The sequence below is a fragment of the Poseidonibacter ostreae genome, assembly GCF_009208075.1.
Classification (GTDB): domain Bacteria; phylum Campylobacterota; class Campylobacteria; order Campylobacterales; family Arcobacteraceae; genus Poseidonibacter; species Poseidonibacter ostreae.
Genome location: NZ_WFKJ01000019.1, coordinates 13,924 through 30,310 on the forward strand (window position 1 = coordinate 13,924; position 16,387 = coordinate 30,310).

15 protein-coding genes and 2 pseudogenes are annotated in these 16,387 nt (G+C 28.7%); 14 read left to right on the forward strand and 3 right to left on the reverse strand.

Annotation, left to right across the window (positions count from 1 at the left end; genetic code table 11):
- Positions 1 to 4 precede the first annotated feature (4 nt).
- From GBG18_RS07515 to groL, 3 genes are all read left to right on the forward strand, one after another.
- The gene (locus GBG18_RS07515) at positions 5 to 865 is read left to right on the forward strand and encodes a polyprenyl synthetase family protein (RefSeq protein WP_152189854.1); all 861 of its coding nucleotides are present in this window, start codon (positions 5 to 7) and stop codon (positions 863 to 865) included.
- Between the two features lie 153 nt (positions 866 to 1,018).
- On the forward strand, positions 1,019 to 1,276 hold the full coding sequence (groES, locus tag GBG18_RS07520) for a co-chaperone GroES (protein ID WP_152189856.1): 258 nt from the start codon (positions 1,019 to 1,021) through the stop codon (positions 1,274 to 1,276).
- 1 nt (position 1,277) lies between these two features.
- The gene (gene groL, locus GBG18_RS07525; protein WP_152189858.1) at positions 1,278 to 2,918 is read left to right on the forward strand and encodes a chaperonin GroEL; all 1,641 of its coding nucleotides are present in this window, start codon (positions 1,278 to 1,280) and stop codon (positions 2,916 to 2,918) included.
- A gap of 60 nt (positions 2,919 to 2,978) precedes the next feature.
- Here the strand turns inward: groL and GBG18_RS07530 are convergent, their stop codons facing one another.
- The 3 genes and pseudogenes from GBG18_RS07530 to GBG18_RS15860 all read right to left on the reverse strand — a co-directional run.
- Complete coding sequence (locus tag GBG18_RS07530) at positions 2,979 to 3,551, reverse strand: hypothetical protein (RefSeq protein ID WP_152189860.1); 573 nt, start codon at positions 3,549 to 3,551, stop codon at positions 2,979 to 2,981.
- A gap of 46 nt (positions 3,552 to 3,597) precedes the next feature.
- Positions 3,598 to 4,242: pseudogene (locus GBG18_RS15825) on the reverse strand (HD-GYP domain-containing protein); the annotation flags it as partial.
- Positions 4,243 to 4,491: 249 nt separating this feature from the next.
- Positions 4,492 to 4,827, reverse strand: a pseudogene (locus GBG18_RS15860) (hypothetical protein); the annotation flags it as partial.
- Positions 4,828 to 5,041: 214 nt separating this feature from the next.
- Here GBG18_RS15860 and GBG18_RS07540 point away from each other — a divergent pair.
- From GBG18_RS07540 to ftsH, 11 genes are all read left to right on the forward strand, one after another.
- A complete protein-coding gene (locus tag GBG18_RS07540) occupies positions 5,042 to 5,815 on the forward strand; it encodes an inositol monophosphatase family protein (protein ID WP_152189861.1) in 774 nt (257 codons plus the stop codon).
- 93 nt (positions 5,816 to 5,908) lie between these two features.
- Positions 5,909 to 7,711: a glutamine--fructose-6-phosphate transaminase (isomerizing) gene (glmS, locus tag GBG18_RS07545; RefSeq protein WP_152189863.1), complete on the forward strand. Its 1,803-nt coding sequence runs from the start codon at positions 5,909 to 5,911 to the stop codon at positions 7,709 to 7,711.
- A 96-nt stretch (positions 7,712 to 7,807) separates the two neighbouring features.
- A complete protein-coding gene (metK, locus tag GBG18_RS07550; RefSeq protein WP_226896425.1) occupies positions 7,808 to 9,016 on the forward strand; it encodes a methionine adenosyltransferase in 1,209 nt (402 codons plus the stop codon).
- A 21-nt stretch (positions 9,017 to 9,037) separates the two neighbouring features.
- Complete coding sequence (gene accD, locus GBG18_RS07555) at positions 9,038 to 9,907, forward strand: acetyl-CoA carboxylase, carboxyltransferase subunit beta (RefSeq protein ID WP_152189866.1); 870 nt, start codon at positions 9,038 to 9,040, stop codon at positions 9,905 to 9,907.
- The gene (locus tag GBG18_RS07560) at positions 9,908 to 10,540 is read left to right on the forward strand and encodes a thiamine phosphate synthase (protein ID WP_152189868.1); all 633 of its coding nucleotides are present in this window, start codon (positions 9,908 to 9,910) and stop codon (positions 10,538 to 10,540) included.
- On the forward strand, positions 10,527 to 10,985 hold the full coding sequence (locus tag GBG18_RS07565; protein ID WP_152189870.1) for a 23S rRNA (pseudouridine(1915)-N(3))-methyltransferase RlmH: 459 nt from the start codon (positions 10,527 to 10,529) through the stop codon (positions 10,983 to 10,985). The genes GBG18_RS07560 and GBG18_RS07565 overlap by 14 nt, the downstream gene beginning before the upstream one ends.
- Positions 10,986 to 11,035: 50 nt before the next feature.
- Entirely contained in the window at positions 11,036 to 11,389 is a 354-nt protein-coding gene (gene dksA, locus GBG18_RS07570; RefSeq protein WP_152189872.1) for an RNA polymerase-binding protein DksA, read from the forward strand.
- Between the two features lie 17 nt (positions 11,390 to 11,406).
- The gene (locus GBG18_RS07575) at positions 11,407 to 12,420 is read left to right on the forward strand and encodes a hypothetical protein (protein ID WP_152189874.1); all 1,014 of its coding nucleotides are present in this window, start codon (positions 11,407 to 11,409) and stop codon (positions 12,418 to 12,420) included.
- Positions 12,420 to 13,358 (forward strand): tRNA dihydrouridine synthase, encoded by a 939-nt coding sequence (locus tag GBG18_RS07580; RefSeq protein WP_152189876.1) that lies wholly within the window; start codon positions 12,420 to 12,422, stop codon positions 13,356 to 13,358. Before GBG18_RS07575 ends, GBG18_RS07580 begins: the two co-directional genes overlap by 1 nt.
- 94 nt (positions 13,359 to 13,452) lie before the next feature.
- Positions 13,453 to 14,274 (forward strand): 50S ribosomal protein L11 methyltransferase, encoded by an 822-nt coding sequence (locus tag GBG18_RS07585; RefSeq protein ID WP_152189878.1) that lies wholly within the window; start codon positions 13,453 to 13,455, stop codon positions 14,272 to 14,274.
- Between the two features lie 3 nt (positions 14,275 to 14,277).
- Positions 14,278 to 16,326: an ATP-dependent zinc metalloprotease FtsH gene (gene ftsH / locus GBG18_RS07590; RefSeq protein WP_152189880.1), complete on the forward strand. Its 2,049-nt coding sequence runs from the start codon at positions 14,278 to 14,280 to the stop codon at positions 16,324 to 16,326.
- Positions 16,327 to 16,387: the final 61 nt, after the last annotated feature.

Sequence of the window (16,387 nt, forward strand, 5' to 3'; positions counted from 1 at the left end):
TCAAATGAAAAACTTACTAAATGAATTTGAGGATTATTTATTAAATAATCTTCCAAGTTTAAAAACTTTTCATCCCTTTTTTGAAGATGCTTTAGGGGATATGTTAAAAGCTGGAGGAAAAAGATTTCGTCCAATGCTTTTACTTTCAGTAATTAAATCAAATAAAAGCTTACTTATAAAAAATTCAATGCCAGTTGCTCTAGGCCTTGAAATGCTTCATACTTATTCACTAATACATGATGATTTACCCTCAATGGATAATGCAGATTTAAGACGTGGATTTGAAACTTTACATAAGAAATATGATGAAGTTACAGCTATTTTAGTTGGTGATGCTTTAAATACAGAAGCTTTTAATCAAATATCAAATGCATCTTTATCAAATGATGTAAAAATTGAGTTAATTAAGTGTTTATCTTCTAATGGTGGAATTAATGGAATGATAATTGGTCAAGCAATTGATTGTTATTTTGAAAATCAAAAACTTGAACTTTCTCAATTAGAGTATTTGCATATACATAAAACTGCAAAATTAATAGCAGCATCACTTAAAATGGGTGCAATTATTTCTGAATATGATTTAGAAACTCAAGAAAAACTATTTAACTTTGGTATTGACTTAGGTCTGTTATTTCAAATTCAAGATGATATTATTGATGAAACTCAAAGTGAAGAAGAAGCAGGTAAAACTACACAAAATGATGAAGCTAAAAATTCATTTGTAAATTTATTAGGGTTAAATGGAGCTATTAAAGCTGCTGATGAATTATCATTAAAATGTGAAGAGACTTTAAATACACTTGATAAAAAACTAAAACTATCACTAGAAGAGTTACTTTTAAAGTATATAAATAGACATAAATAGTAAAATCTTTTATATAAAAACAAACTCTTAGTCAAATTAACTCAAACTACTTGACAATTAAACAAAAATTATATAAAATTTAGCACTCAAAAATTTAGAGTGCTAAATTTAAAATTATAAAAAAATATTATAAAACTTAATAAAAGGATTAACATGAATTTCAAACCATTAGGAAAAAGAGTTCTAGTACAAAGAACTGAAGTAGAGAGTAAAACTGCAAGTGGAATTATTTTAGTTGATTCAGCTAAAGAAAAACCAAATACAGCAGAAGTAAAAGCAATCGGTGGAGAAGTTACAGAAATTAATGTAGGTGATACAATTGTTTTTGAACAATTTAGAGGAACAGAGTTTACACTTGATGGTGTAGATTATTTAGTGTTAGAACAAGAAAATATTATAGGAGTTATGTAAGATGGCAAAAGAAGTTAGATTTAGTGATGATGCAAGAAATAGATTATTTACAGGTGTAGAAAAATTAGCAGATGCTGTAAAAGTTACAATGGGTCCTAGAGGACGAAATGTATTATTACAAAAAGCTTTTGGAGCTCCTACAATTACAAAAGATGGTGTTTCTGTAGCACGTGAGATTGAATTAGAAGATACATTAGAAAATATGGGAGCACAACTTGTAAAAGAAGTTGCTTCTAAAACTGCTGATGAAGCTGGTGATGGAACTACAACTGCAACAGTTTTAGCTCATTCAGTATTCAAAGAAGGTTTAAGAAACGTAACTGCAGGAGCAAATCCAATTATCTTAAAAAGAGGTATGGATAAAGCAACTGAAGCTATTTTAGTTGAACTTAAAGCCTCTTCAAAAGTTGTTGCTGATAAAAAAGAGATTGAACAAGTTGCAACAATTTCAGCTAACTCTGATACTGCAATTGGAGCGATGATTGCAGAAGCTATGGATAAAGTTGGAAAAGATGGTGTTATCACTGTTGAAGAAGCTAAAGGTATTTCAGATGAGTTAGATGTAGTTGAGGGTATGCAATTTGATAGAGGATATTTATCTCCATATTTTGTAACAAATACTGAAAAAATGACTACTGAAATGGAAAATCCATTTATTCTTTTATGTGAGAAAAAGATTTCAAACTTAAAAGAAATGTTACCAATTTTAGAAGCAGTTAATCAAACAGGAAGACCTTTATTAATTATCTCTGAAGATGTTGAAGGTGAAGCACTTTCTACATTAGTTGTAAATAGATTAAGAGGTTCTTTAAATATTGCAGCTGTTAAAGCTCCAGGTTTTGGTGATAGAAGAAAAGCTATGTTAGAAGATATTGCTGTTTTAACTTCTGGAACAGTTGTTTCTGAAGAAATGGGAATGAAGCTAGAATCAACTGGTATGGAAGTTCTAGGAACTGCAGCTAGAGTTGTAATTGATAAAGATAATACTACTATTGTAAATGGTGCTGGTGAAGCTGATGCTGTTCAAGGTAGAGTTAATCAAATCAAAGCTGAAATGGAAAGTACTACTTCAGAATATGATAAAGAAAAATTACAAGAAAGATTAGCAAAACTTTCAGGTGGTGTTGCAGTTATTAAAGTTGGAGCTGCTTCAGAAACTGAAATGAAAGAGAAAAAAGATAGAGTTGATGATGCATTATCAGCTACTCGTGCTGCTGTTGAAGAAGGTATTGTAATTGGTGGTGGTGCTGCATTAATTAGAGCTGCTGCAAAAGTTACATTAGAACTTGAAGGTGATGAAGCTATTGGAGCTGCTATCGTTTTAAGAGCTATTAAAGCACCTTTAAAACAAATTGCAATTAATGCTGGTTATGATGCTGGTGTTGTAGCAAACGAAGTTGAAAAATCTGAAAATGAAAACTTAGGATTTAATGCTGCAACTGGAAAATATGTTGATATGTTCGAAGCTGGAATTGTTGATCCTGCAAAAGTTGAAAGAGTTGCTATGCAAAATGCTGTTTCAGTTGCTTCACTTTTATTAACAACGGAAGCTACGGTAACAGATGTAAAAGCTGATTCTGCTTCTGCTCCTGCTATGCCTGATATGGGTGGAATGGGCGGTATGCCTGGTATGGGAATGTAATTTACATTCTCTTTTGAACACCTCTTTTTTTAAGGGGTGTTTATCTTTTATTTAAAAATATTAATTTATAAGTATATCATCATTTTCAATAACATATTTAATCTTATTAATATTTAGTAAATCAATAATTGATATTAACTCTTTTGTATTACTAGCATCAGTGATTAATTGTATTTTTGATTCTTCTTTATTATATGAATAATGAATAAATTGTTTAAGTACATCTTCTAATATATCAAATATATTGCTTATAGCAAGTGAATAATGGCAAGAAAGTTTGTCATAATTTTGGATATAGTTAACTAAATCCTTTGCATTCAGTGGTTTTAATAAAAGTTTTCTATTGTGATTTAAAGAACAGTTTTGACATGATAATCCACTATTATAAGTAAGTTTATCGCTAATTACTAAAATATTGTATTTTTTATTTATTTTTGTAGCTTCCTCAAAAATATAATCCCCCACAGGTGTATTTACATCAATAATTAATAAGTTATATTTATTTTCCTTAAGTTCTTTTAAAAACATATTCTTATCATTTGTTTTATAAATATAAATATTATTAAGATAATTTGAAACTATATCAAATATGTCATTTTCATGAGTTTTTAAATCAAATATTAATACTTTCATAAGTTATTATCTCCAAAAAAATTAAAAAGAATAATTAAAAGGTTTTTTACACGTCTTTAAATATATCTCTAATTTTATTTATTTCTGAAATATTTTCAAAAAATAGTTCAATTATTACTGGATCAAAGTGCTTCCCTTTTTCTTCTTTGAATAGTTTAAAAATCTTTTCATCATTCCAAGCTTTTTTATAAACTCTATGACTTCCTAATGCATCAAATACATCTGCAACAGCTGTAATTCTTGCAAAGATATGAATATCCTTATCTTTAAGTCCTCTAGGATATCCTGTTCCATCATATTTTTCATGATGTTCTCTAGATACAATTGCTGCAGCTTGTAAAATTGGTTTCTTTGAGTGTCTTAACATTTCAAATCCAAGTTTGGCATGAGTTTTCATTATTTCAAACTCTTCGTAAGTTAATTTCCTAGGTTTATTTAAAATATTATCAGGGATTCCAACTTTTCCAATATCATGCATAGGAGAAGCTAGTTTTAAAATACTTGCTTCTTCTTCAGATAGTCCAAATTTAATTGCAAGTAAATAGGAATATTCTGCAACTCTTTTTACATGGTTTCCTGTCTCTTTACTTCTAGTTTCAGCAATTTCACCCATTGTATAAATGATTTCTTTTTGAGTATTAGTTATTTCACCATGCAACTGTTCAATCTGCTCTATTCCCTCTTTTATAGATTTAGACATATCTTTAATAGCAAAAGATATTTCACCTAGTTCATCTGGTCTATTGATTGTTTGAGTATTATATTTACCAGATTTTACTATATTGATATTCTCAATTATTTTTTTTGTATCATTTTTTAGAATATTTCCAAAAGTTACTGCTAAAACAATAGCTATAAAAATCATTAAAGCACCAATATACATCATATCAATCGTAACTTGAGTCCCAATAATACCCTCAGTGTTATATCTTAAGATTATAAGTAATAAAGTAGTAATTGGTGCAATTGTAAAGATTAAAAAAGTTTCAATTATTCTTCTTGATATTTTTTTATTAAAAAAAGTATAGTTTGTATTATTAGAGATTTTTTTATATCTTATTTCAAATAAAATATATTCAAGCTGAGCTAAAACTGCAGCTCCAAGTATTAGGTAACTTAAAAATATTCGTAAATGACTAGCAACTGGAAAGTCAGGATATAAAAAAAAGTGTAATAAAAAAGCACAAACTCCTGCAAATATCCAAGATATAATACTTAAAAAATAATATTGTAAATAAAGATGATATATAAAGTAAAGTTCTTGTTTTTGAATCAATTAAATCTTTTATTGTGAGTTCTTTTTTCATTATTATTCTTTTAAAAAGTTAAAAAGTAACTTTTTAATATCCTTTATAAGTTTTAACATGGCTTATTATATCTTTAATATACTTATGTTTGATAATAAAAATCTAAACAAATAATTTTTATTTTTGCTTAGTTAAAGCTAATATAAATATCCTTTGCTAAAATAAAACAAAAATGGATTTTAGATGAAAGAAAAATTAATAGAGATTATAAAAGAAGCAGGGGAGATATTAAAAGATGGATATTTTTCTAAAAAAGATGTAACTTTTAAAGCAAAAAAAGATTTAGTAACAAAATATGATGTCGCAGTTGAAAACTTTTTAAAAGAGAGTTTTGCCAAAGAGTTTAGTGATTTTAATGTAATTGCAGAAGAATCAGATAATACAAATAAAACATTTTCAAACTCAATAATAGTAGATCCAATAGATGGAACAACTAACTTTGTAAATAAATTACCTCACACAGCAATTTCAGTTGGGGTATATGTAAATAAAAAACCTTATATTGGAATTGTTTATAATCCAATTTTAGATGAACTTTACACAGCAGTTGTAGGAGAGGGTGCATATTGTAATGGAGAAAAAATAGAAACTTCAGATGAAAAAGATTTTCAAAAAGCACTACTTTCAACTGGTTTCCCTTATAGCTCTGGGACTTGCGAAGATGACTTGAATGATGTGATTAAAAAAATAAAATACATTTTACCAAGATGCCAAGATATTAGACGTTTAGGAGCAGCTTCTCTTGATTTATGTTTAGTAGCACGTGGTGTTTATGAGGGATACTATGAAATGAATTTAAAAGCATGGGATGTTAGTGCTGGGTTAATCATTTTACAAGAAGCTGGAGGAAAAGTATCTAATCTTGATGGAAATGAATATGTACTATTTGAAAATAAATATATTGTAGCAAGTAATGGATTTATTCATGAAGAGTTAATCAAAAATTTAAATATCTAAAATAAAGAAAATAATATTTTTATAAACAAAGCAATTATTTAGTAAGACTTAAGTATAATCCTTGATTAAAATTTTACTAAAAGGTGTTACTATATGTGTGGAATAGTTGGTTATATAGGTAAAAACGATACTACAAAGATTTTATTAGATGGTTTAAAAGAGCTTGAATACAGAGGCTATGACTCTGCTGGAATTGCTGTTTTAGGTGATGATAAAATTGATGTATTTAAAGCCTTAGGTAAATTACATAATTTAGAAGAGAAAGTTAATGATAGTTCTTCAAAAAAATATGAATTAGGAATTGGTCATACAAGATGGGCAACTCATGGTCAACCAACTGAACTAAACGCACATCCACACTTAGGTGAATATTCATATGTAGTTCACAATGGAATTATTGAAAATTATAAAGAATTAAAAGAAGAATTAAGTAATCTTGGACATAAATTTGTATCTCAAACTGATACAGAAGTTATTGTTCATTTATTTGAAAATTATAATAATAAATTTAATGATACAACAAAAGCCTTTCATAGTACAATTGAAAGATTAGAGGGAGCTTTTTCTATTCTTCTAATTACAAAAGCAGATCCTACAAAAGTATTTTTCTTTAAACATGGAAGCCCTTTAATAGTAGCGAAGGGTAATGAAGATGATGAAGTTTTATTTGCTTCTTCTGATGCTCCTTTAATTGGTTTAGCTAATGATGTAGTTTATTTAGAAGATGGAGTTGGTGGAATTGCAACTGCACAAGGAATAGAGTTTTTTAATGATAATTACTCATGGTCAACACTTCCAACATCAAAACAATTTGCACAAAAAGATGGTTTTAGATTCTTTATGGAAAAAGAAATTTATGAGCAATCTGATGTTGTTGTTGATTGTATGCTTGGTCGTTTAAGTGATGATGAGATTTTATTTGATGAAATTGATAAGTCTTTAATTAAAGGAATTAACGAAATCAAAATTTGTGCTTGTGGAACTTCTTATCACTCAGGACTTACTGCTTCATACCTTTTTGAAAGATTATCAAAAGTTAAATGTAATGTTGAAATAGCAAGTGAATTTAGATATAAAGAGCCTTTATTAACAAAAGATACTCTTTTTATTGTAATTTCTCAAAGTGGTGAAACAGCAGATACTTTAGAAGCCTTAAAAATGGCAAAGGCTGCAGGACTTAAATCTCTTGTGATTTGTAATGTTGATAACTCTTCAATGACAAGAACAGCAGATGCTACTATTTTAACACGTGCTGGAATTGAAAAAGGAGTTGCATCTACAAAAGCATTTACAACTCAAACAGTTGTTTTATGGATGTTAGCACTTTACTTTGGAAAAGCAAAAAATGTTTTAGGAAGTGATAAATTACAAAGTGAACTTCATGCATTAAGAGAAGTTCCGAAGTCATTGATTATTGATGATTCAATGCATGAAAAAACAAAAAGATTATCCAAAAGGTACCTTCATGGTCATGGCTTCTTCTTTATAGGTAGGGATGTATTTTTCCCACTTGCTTTAGAAGGAGCTTTAAAGCTTAAAGAAATTTCATATTTGCATGCAGAGGGTTATCCTGCAGGTGAAATGAAGCATGGTCCTATTGCATTAGCTGATCCAGAATTGTTCACTATTGCTTTAATGCCACAAAATTTACTTTATGATAAAATAAAATCTAATGTTGAAGAATTAAGTGCTAGAGATAGTACAATTTGTTCTATATCACCACTTGACTTTGATTTAAGTGATGACTTTATTAAAATTAACGAAACTGATCATTATATGTTAGAATTTTTTGAAATGTTAATAGCTTTACAGTTATTATCAATGGAAATATCAGTTAGGTTAGGAAACGATGTTGATATGCCAAGAAACTTGGCTAAGTCAGTTACCGTAGAATAAATTCAACTTGCTGTTGTATTTGTTATTTTTTTAGCAGCAAAATTGTAATTAAAAATAATGGAAAACAAAAATGGAAAACCTCAAAGGAAAACAAACATGGAAAACAAAAAACAGTATTTATTTACTTCAGAAGTAGTAAGCCCAGGTCACCCTGATAAATGTGCAGATATTATTGCGGATACTATTGTTGATAAGTTAATTATTGAAGATAAAAACAGCAGAGTTGCATCTGAAGTTTTTGTAGCAGGAAAAAATGTAATAATTGGTGGAGAAGTTAAATCAACTTGCCAATTATCTGATAAAGAGTATGAAGATTTAGTTAAATCAGCCTTAGCAAAAATTGGTTATGATGGAAAATCAAGCTTTACAAAAGAGCAGTGTTTACATCCAGATGATGTAAATGTTCAAGTATTATTAAACCAACAAAGCCCAGATATTTCTCAAGGTGTTGATCAAACAACTGGTGATATAGGTGCTGGAGATCAAGGTATTATGTTTGGTTTTGCATCAACAGAAACAGCTGATTATATGCCAGCAGCTATTTCTTATGCCCGAATGTTAAGTGATAAAGTTTATAATTATGCATTAAAGCATAATCATAAATTAGGTGTTGATATTAAAACACAAGTTACAATTGATTATGGAACAAAAGAAAACTTTGAAAATTGTAAACCACAAAAAATTCACACTATTGTAGTATCTGCACCTTCAGTTGAAGATATGGATATTAAAGATGTTAGAGAATTAATTCAAGGTTTAATTGATGATTCTGGACTTCCAACAAATATGTATGATAAAGATAGTACAATTATTCATATTAACCCAACAGGAAGATATGTAAGTCATTCATCTTTACATGATAGTGGATTAACAGGAAGAAAGCTTATTGTTGACTCTTTTGGAGGATACTCACCAATTGGTGGTGGAGCTCAAAGTTCAAAAGATTATACAAAAGTTGATAGATCAGGACTTTATGCAGCACGTTGGATTGCAAAACACATCGTTGCTTCTGGACTTGCTTTAAAAGCAGTTGTTCAAATATCATATGCAATTGGAGTGGCACGTCCAACTTCTGTTTCAGTTGATACTATGGGTACATTCACAAAATTAAATGATGATGAATTATCTGCTTTTGTTATGGATAGTTTTTCCTTAACTCCAAAGTGGATTACTGATAAATTTGCATTAGATAAACCAAGTGAAGAGACTTTCCTTTATGCAGATGTAGCTTCACGAGGACAAGTTGGTCAAAGTGATTACCCTTGGGAAAAACTTGATGAATTAGAAAAATTCGCAAATTTATAAGATTAAAAAAAAGGATTTAGTATGGATTTAAAAAATTTATTTAGCAAAATATCATTTGATAGCGATTCTAAAGAACAAGCTACAAAAAAAGATGCTCCAAGTCATTGGGTAAAGTGTCCTGAATGTAGTTCTTTAATGTTCTTTAAAGAAGTAGAAAATCAAGATAATATATGTCCTAAATGTAATTTTCATATGAGAATTGGGGCAAAAAGAAGAATTGAAATTTTAGCAGATGAAGGTGCTTTTGTTGAATATGATGAAGATTTAAGACCAAACGATCCTTTAAAATTTGTAGATAAAACTTCTTATAAAAAAAGAGTAGAAGTAGCTCTTAAAAAGACAGGAAGAACATCTTCTGTTGTAAGTGGAGAATGTGAAATCAATGGAACAGCTGTTCAAATTGTTGTATTTGACTTCTCTTTTATGGGTGGTTCTCTAGGTTCTGTTGAGGGTGAAAAAATTGTTAGAGCTGTTAATAGAGCTATTGAAAAACATCAAGGTCTTATTATTGTTTCTGCTTCAGGTGGTGCAAGAATGCAAGAGTCAACTTTTGCTTTAATGCAAATGGCTAAAACTTCTGCAGCTCTAAAAAGATTAGATCATGCAAAATTACCTTATATCTCTATTTTAACAGATCCAACAATGGGTGGTGTTTCTGCATCATTCGCATTCTTAGGTGATATTATTATGGCAGAACCAGGAGCTTTAATTGGCTTTGCAGGTCAAAGAGTTATTAAACAAACTATTGGTGCCGATTTACCTGAAGGATTCCAACGAGCTGAATTCTTACTTGAAAAAGGTTCAATAGATATGGTTGTAAATAGAGCTGATATGAAACAAACACTATCTGATTTATTAACAATGTTTAAAAAAGAGAAAATAGCAAACTAAATGTTATCAAATTTTGAAGAAGCTTTAGGTTTTAAACTTGAAGCTTCTAACTACTTATATGTTTTATGTGATTATGAAACTCTTCTAAAAAAAAATATCTCACTTGAATCTTTTATAAATTTATGTAAAAGTAAAAATGTAAAATTAGTTCAATATAGAGATAAAGTATCTTCTATTGAAATACAAAAAGAAAATTTACTTTTTTTAAAAGAATCATTAAAAGTTCCAATTTTAATAAATGATAAAATTGAACTAATAGAGTATTGTAACGGCTTGCATTTGGGACAAGAAGACTTTGCTTTAATTCATAAAGACAAAAAAATTGCAATAAAATTAATAAGAAAAAAAATAGGAAAAAAGCTTTTAGGTCTTTCAACTCACAATGAAGTAGAGATATTAGAAGCAAATGAACTAGAGTTAGACATGATAGGTCTAGGCGCTTATAAAAATACTAATACTAAAGATGTAAGTACTGTATTAGGAGAAAAGATTTCTTATCTTGCAAAGATATCAACTCATCCTGTTTGTGCTATTGGTGGTGTTAAAATTGAGGACAAGATTAAAAATATAACTTTTAATGTTGTGGGAAGTGGATTTTACGTGACTAATGGGGATATTTATGGTAAAAATTAATATTTATTCAATTGTTAAACCATCAAAAGATGAGTTTGATATTTTAATAAAAGAGTTTATTAAAATGTCACTAAAATATGCAAAAGTTGAAGTTCATTATATATTTAATAAATCTATTGCAAAAGCTCAAACAATAGGTGAAAGTGAAGCACAAAAAGCTTATAGTGATACTTATGAACCTTTATTAAAAGGTTATAATATTGCCTTAGATGTTTTAGGAAAAAAATTGGATTCTTATTCTTTTTCTAAAGTATTAGAGGGTAAAAATGAAATAAATTTTTTTATTGGTGGAGCATATGGCTTTGAAAGAGAATTTTTAAAGAAATGTGATAGTATAATATCTCTAAGTGATTTGACAATGGCACACAAAATAGCAAATGTTGTTTTGACTGAACAGATCTTTAGAGGGCTTTGTATTATAAATAACCACCCATATCATAAATAATTTATTATATTTTTTGTATAATGGCAAAATTTTAAATTTAAGGGTATAATGTGGCTAACACAAAACAAGTTGTAGAATTAAAACAAATCTTATTAGATAAAAAAGAATTAATCATAAAAAATATACAAGGAAGTAGAGATAGCATTGATTGCTTGAAAAATTCTGAGTGTAAAGATGAATATGATTATGCTGAAATATCAAGTGATAGTTTTAAAGAGGGTATTATTGCAAATCAACAAGTTAAAGAATTAGAAGAGATTGAAGACGCGTTAAAAAGAGTTGACAATGGAACTTATGGTACTTGTGAAATGTGTGATGAATCAATTGCAATAGGAAGATTAAGAGCAAAACCATTTGCAAAGTTTTGTACACCGTGTAGAGAGATTTACGAAGTAGAAAAATAGTAAAAAAGGATTTAGTTATGGGTTTTAAAAAATATATTGTTTTTTCAGTATTGTTTATTGGTGCAATTTATGGATATACATTTAGTTTAGAGTTAGGAGATTTTAAAGTTACAATTCTTGATATCTCATTACTTTTACCAATTGCAGTTTGGATTATAGTTCCTTTAGTAATATTATTTATTGCTACAATTGGACATATCTTATTTTATGGTTTAATTAATGTATTTAAACAAAGAGCAATAAATAAAGATAAAGAAACAATGATTACTCTAATTAAATCAAATTTATTAGAAAAAAATCCTCCAAAAAGATTTAAAACAAAAGCTTTTAAAGAGCTATCAGCTGTTGTTTCTCAATTGAAATTAAATGTTAAAAGTGATACATTTACTTCTTCAGATTCAGATTTAAACTCTTTAATTGCAAATATTCAAGATATAAAAGCTGGAAAACATGTAGTAGCTAAGTCTTTAAAATTAAATGAAATGTCAGAATTAGCAAATCAAAATTTAATCAACAAAGTAAATGAACAACCTGATTTTTCAGTAGATGTTCTTAAAAAAGTTGAAAACTATGCTCCAAATGTAGTTAGACAATCGTTTATTAATGTTATTAATGAAAAATCTATGACTACAATTAAAAAACTTTATAAAAATGTTAAGTTAGATAAAGATTTAGCTAGAAGATTATTTGAAAAAGATGCAGCTAATAATGAGTTTGGATTTTCTTCAGAAGAAATATCTAAAATTGTAAAAGATTTACAATATACAACAGAAGATTATTTAGCGCTTGCAAGAAATTATGAATCAATTTTACAACCAGATCAAATTATTGCATTATTTGAAAAGTTAAGTGAAGAAATTGATGCTTCAACTCCTGCTTATTTACATGTATTATTTGAATATGAAATGATTGATAAAGTAAGAGAAATTGTTGATACAACACCAGAAGGTGAATATACATCATTTAAAGCACTTTTAGATTTAAAAGATGCTGGTAAACATTACGATTTAGAATCGATTTCATATAAATAATGACAAAGAAAATTGATTTTAGCCAACCCTTAATGGTGTTGGCACCTCTTGCTGGTTATACTGACTTACCTTTTAGATCTGTAGTTAAAAAATTTGGTGCAGATATTACAATTTCAGAAATGATTTCTTCAAATGCTTTAGTTTATAAATCAGAAAAAACATTTAAAATGATAGAAAAATCTCCAAGTGAAGATCCTTATATTGTTCAAATAGCAGGAAATAGTCCTGAATTAGTTCGAGATGCTGTTTTAATGTTAAATGATATTGATGGAATTGATGGAATTGATTTAAACTGTGGATGTCCTGCTCCTAAAGTATTCTCACACGGTTCAGGTTCAAATCTTTTAGGAGATTTAAAAAAGCTTGAAAGTATTTTATCAACTGTTAAAAAGTACTCTACAAAACAATATACAAGTGCAAAAGTAAGAATTGGAGTAAATGAAAAGATTCCCGTTGAAATTGCAAAAGCAGTTGAAGCTTGTGGTGTTGATTTTGTATCTGTTCATGGAAGAACAAGAGCAGGTAAATATAAAGCTCCTGTTGATTATGATGCAATTAAAGCGATGAAAGAAGCTGTTAATATTCCTGTTATTGCAAATGGTGATATAAAAGATTATGATAAAGCTAGAGAAGTTTTAGAGTATACAAAAGCTGATGGTGTAATGATTGGTCGTGGAGCAATTGGAAGACCATGGATTTTTCATCAATTAAAACAAAATATTGAAGATAAAGATATCTCTGAGAACTTAAAAAAAGAGATTATTCTAGAACACTTTGATGCAACACTAAATTTTCATGGTGAACACGGTACTGTGATGTTTAGAAAACTACTACATTCATACTCAAAAGGTTATACTGGAGCTCATGAATTTAGAGATTTAATTAATAAAATATCTGATCAAAAAGTTATGAGAGATATGATTGAATCTTTCTTTTAAACCTTTTTAATATTATTCATAATGTTATTTAGATAAAATATCTCACTTTTTACAAAAGAATTTAATTTTATATAGTTAAATAAAAAGGAAATATTTGTCTGAATACTATTTTGAATTAACAATTAATCCAAATAAAAATTATGAACTTTTTTTAGATCTACTTACATCTCTAACTAATAATAATGCCATTGAAGAAATTGATGGTACTTTAATAGCTAGAAGTGAAGATGATTTATCTAATGTTGAAGAAGGTATTTTACAGTTTGCAAAAGCTTTAGATATCGAATGCCTTACAACTCATACAAAAAAAGAGAATATCGATTGGATAAAACAATATCAAGAATCAGTTAAATCTGTTGAGATTGGAAACTTTTACATTCGTCCTTCTTGGGAAGAAAAAAAAGAAAATAAAATTGATATTATAATTGACCCTGCATTATCTTTTGGTTCTGGACATCATGAAACAACTTCATCTTGTATACATGCAATTGATAAGTATGTTGATGAAAAATCAAGAGTTTTAGATGTAGGAACAGGAAGTGGAATTTTAGCAATTGCAGCTTCAAAGAAAAACTGTATTGTTGATATTTGTGATACTGATGATGTTTGTATAAAAGATACTACAAGTAATTTTGAATTAAATTCTGTAGAATTTAATACTTCATGGATTGGATCTGCTAATAAAGCAAAAAATAAATATGATGTAGTAATAGCAAATATTGTTGCAGATGTATTAGCAATGATTGCAAAAGATTTAAAGAACTGTTTAAATGATGATGGTATATTAATAATTTCAGGTATTTTAGATAAACACATTGATAGAGTGTTAAATAAATTTAAAGACTTAGAGCAATTAGAACTTATTCACAAAAATGAATGGGTAACAGTTGTATTTAAAAATAATAAGGAGTTTTAGTTTATGAATGATAAACAAAATAATGACAATAATGGTGGAAACAATAACAACTTTTTTAATAATAATCCATTATTAGTTTTTGTAATTTTTTCAATAGTTACAATTTTTGCTTTTAAAGCATTATTCCCTGAAAATCAAATGGGAAATGGTTCAAATAATGGAGTTACTCCCTTTAATACACAGTCTAAAAATAAGACTGTTCCATATTCAGAGTTAAAGAAGTTAATAACTTCTGGAAAAATTGAATATGTTGGAATTGGAAATACTCAAATTAGAGCAGTTTCTAAAGGTCCTTCTGGAGAAATTACAACTTATACTGCAAGAAGAGTAATTCCTGATGAAACATTAGTTGCAAGTTTAGAAAAAAATGGAATTAATTATGGTGGGATTAATGAAGAGAATGTTTTAGCCGATATTTTATTTGGATGGGTTTTACCAATTTTTATTTTCTTAGCAATTTGGATGTTTATTACAAAAAGAATGTCTAAATCAATGGGTGGAGGAGGCGGAGGCCTTCTTGGAATTGGTTCATCTAAAAAGATGATTAATTCTGAAAAACCAAATGTTAAATTTGAAGATATGGCAGGAAACAAAGAAGCAAAAGAAGAAGTTCAAGAAGTAGTTGAATTTTTAAGAAACCCAGATAGATATGTAAAATTAGGAGCTCAAATTCCTAAAGGTGTTCTTTTAGTTGGACCTCCTGGAACGGGTAAAACATTACTTGCTAAAGCAGTTGCTGGTGAAGCTGATGTTGAGTTCTTAAGTGTTTCTGGTTCTGCATTTATCGAAATGTTTGTAGGTGTTGGAGCTTCTAGAGTTAGAGATTTATTTGAGCAAGCTAAAAAAGTTGCTCCTGCAATTATCTTTATTGATGAAATTGATGCAATTGGTAAAAGTAGAGCCTCTGGTGGTCCAATGGGTGGTAATGATGAAAGAGAACAAACTTTAAATCAATTACTAGCAGAAATGGATGGATTTGCTACTGAAGAAGCTCCTGTTATTGTATTAGCAGCTACAAATAGACCTGAAGTACTTGATCCTGCTTTATTAAGACCAGGAAGATTTGATAGACAAGTTTTAGTTGATAAACCTGATTTTGAAGGTAGAAAAGAGATTTTAAATGTACATATTAAAAACGTTGCAGTTGGAAAAGATGTAGATTTAGTTGAAGTTGCAAAAATGACTGCTGGATTAGCTGGTGCAGATTTAGCAAATATTATTAATGAAGCTGCATTACTTGCAGGTCGTGCTAATAAAGAAGAAGTAACATATGAAGATTTTAAAGAATCAGTTGAGCGGCAAATTGCTGGACTTGAAAAGAAATCTAGAAGAATATCTCCAAAAGAGAGAAAGATTGTCGCTTATCATGAATCAGGACATGCTGTAATTGCAGAAATTACTAAAGGTGCTAAAAAAGTAAATAAAGTATCTATTGTTCCTAGAGGAATGGCTGCTTTAGGGTATACACTTAATACTCCTGAAGAGAATAAGTATTTAATGCAAAAACATGAGCTAATTGCTGAAGTAGATACATTACTTGGTGGTCGTGCTGCTGAAGAAGTATTTATTGGTGAAATCTCAACTGGTGCAGGTAATGATCTTGAACGTGCTACTGATATTATTAAATCAATGGCTACTATTTATGGAATGAGTGATGTTGCTGGACTTATGGTTTTAGAAAAAAGACAAAACCAATTCTTAGGTGGACAAACACAAAAAGATTTCTCTGATGATATGGCTAAAAATCTTGATGAACACGTAAAAACTTTACTTAATGAAAGATATGCCGCTGTTTTAGAATCTTTAAGAGAAAACTCTGAAGCTATTGAGGAGATGACAGCTGAATTACTTGAAATTGAAGTTATAACAGGCCAAAGAGTACGAGATATCATTAAGTCAAATGGTGGAACAGTTTTCGAAGATGAAGATTTACATACTGAAGCACTTTCTAAAGATGAAAGTGAAGATGAAAAAGAAGAAGAATCTGAAGTTTCTGAATCTAATGATGATACAGATTTAAATACGGAAGAAAACGAATCTAAAAAAGACTAATAATGATAAGAAAAAGGTAGAATAAAATTTTATCTTTTTCTTTCTACAATAAAAGCTAACA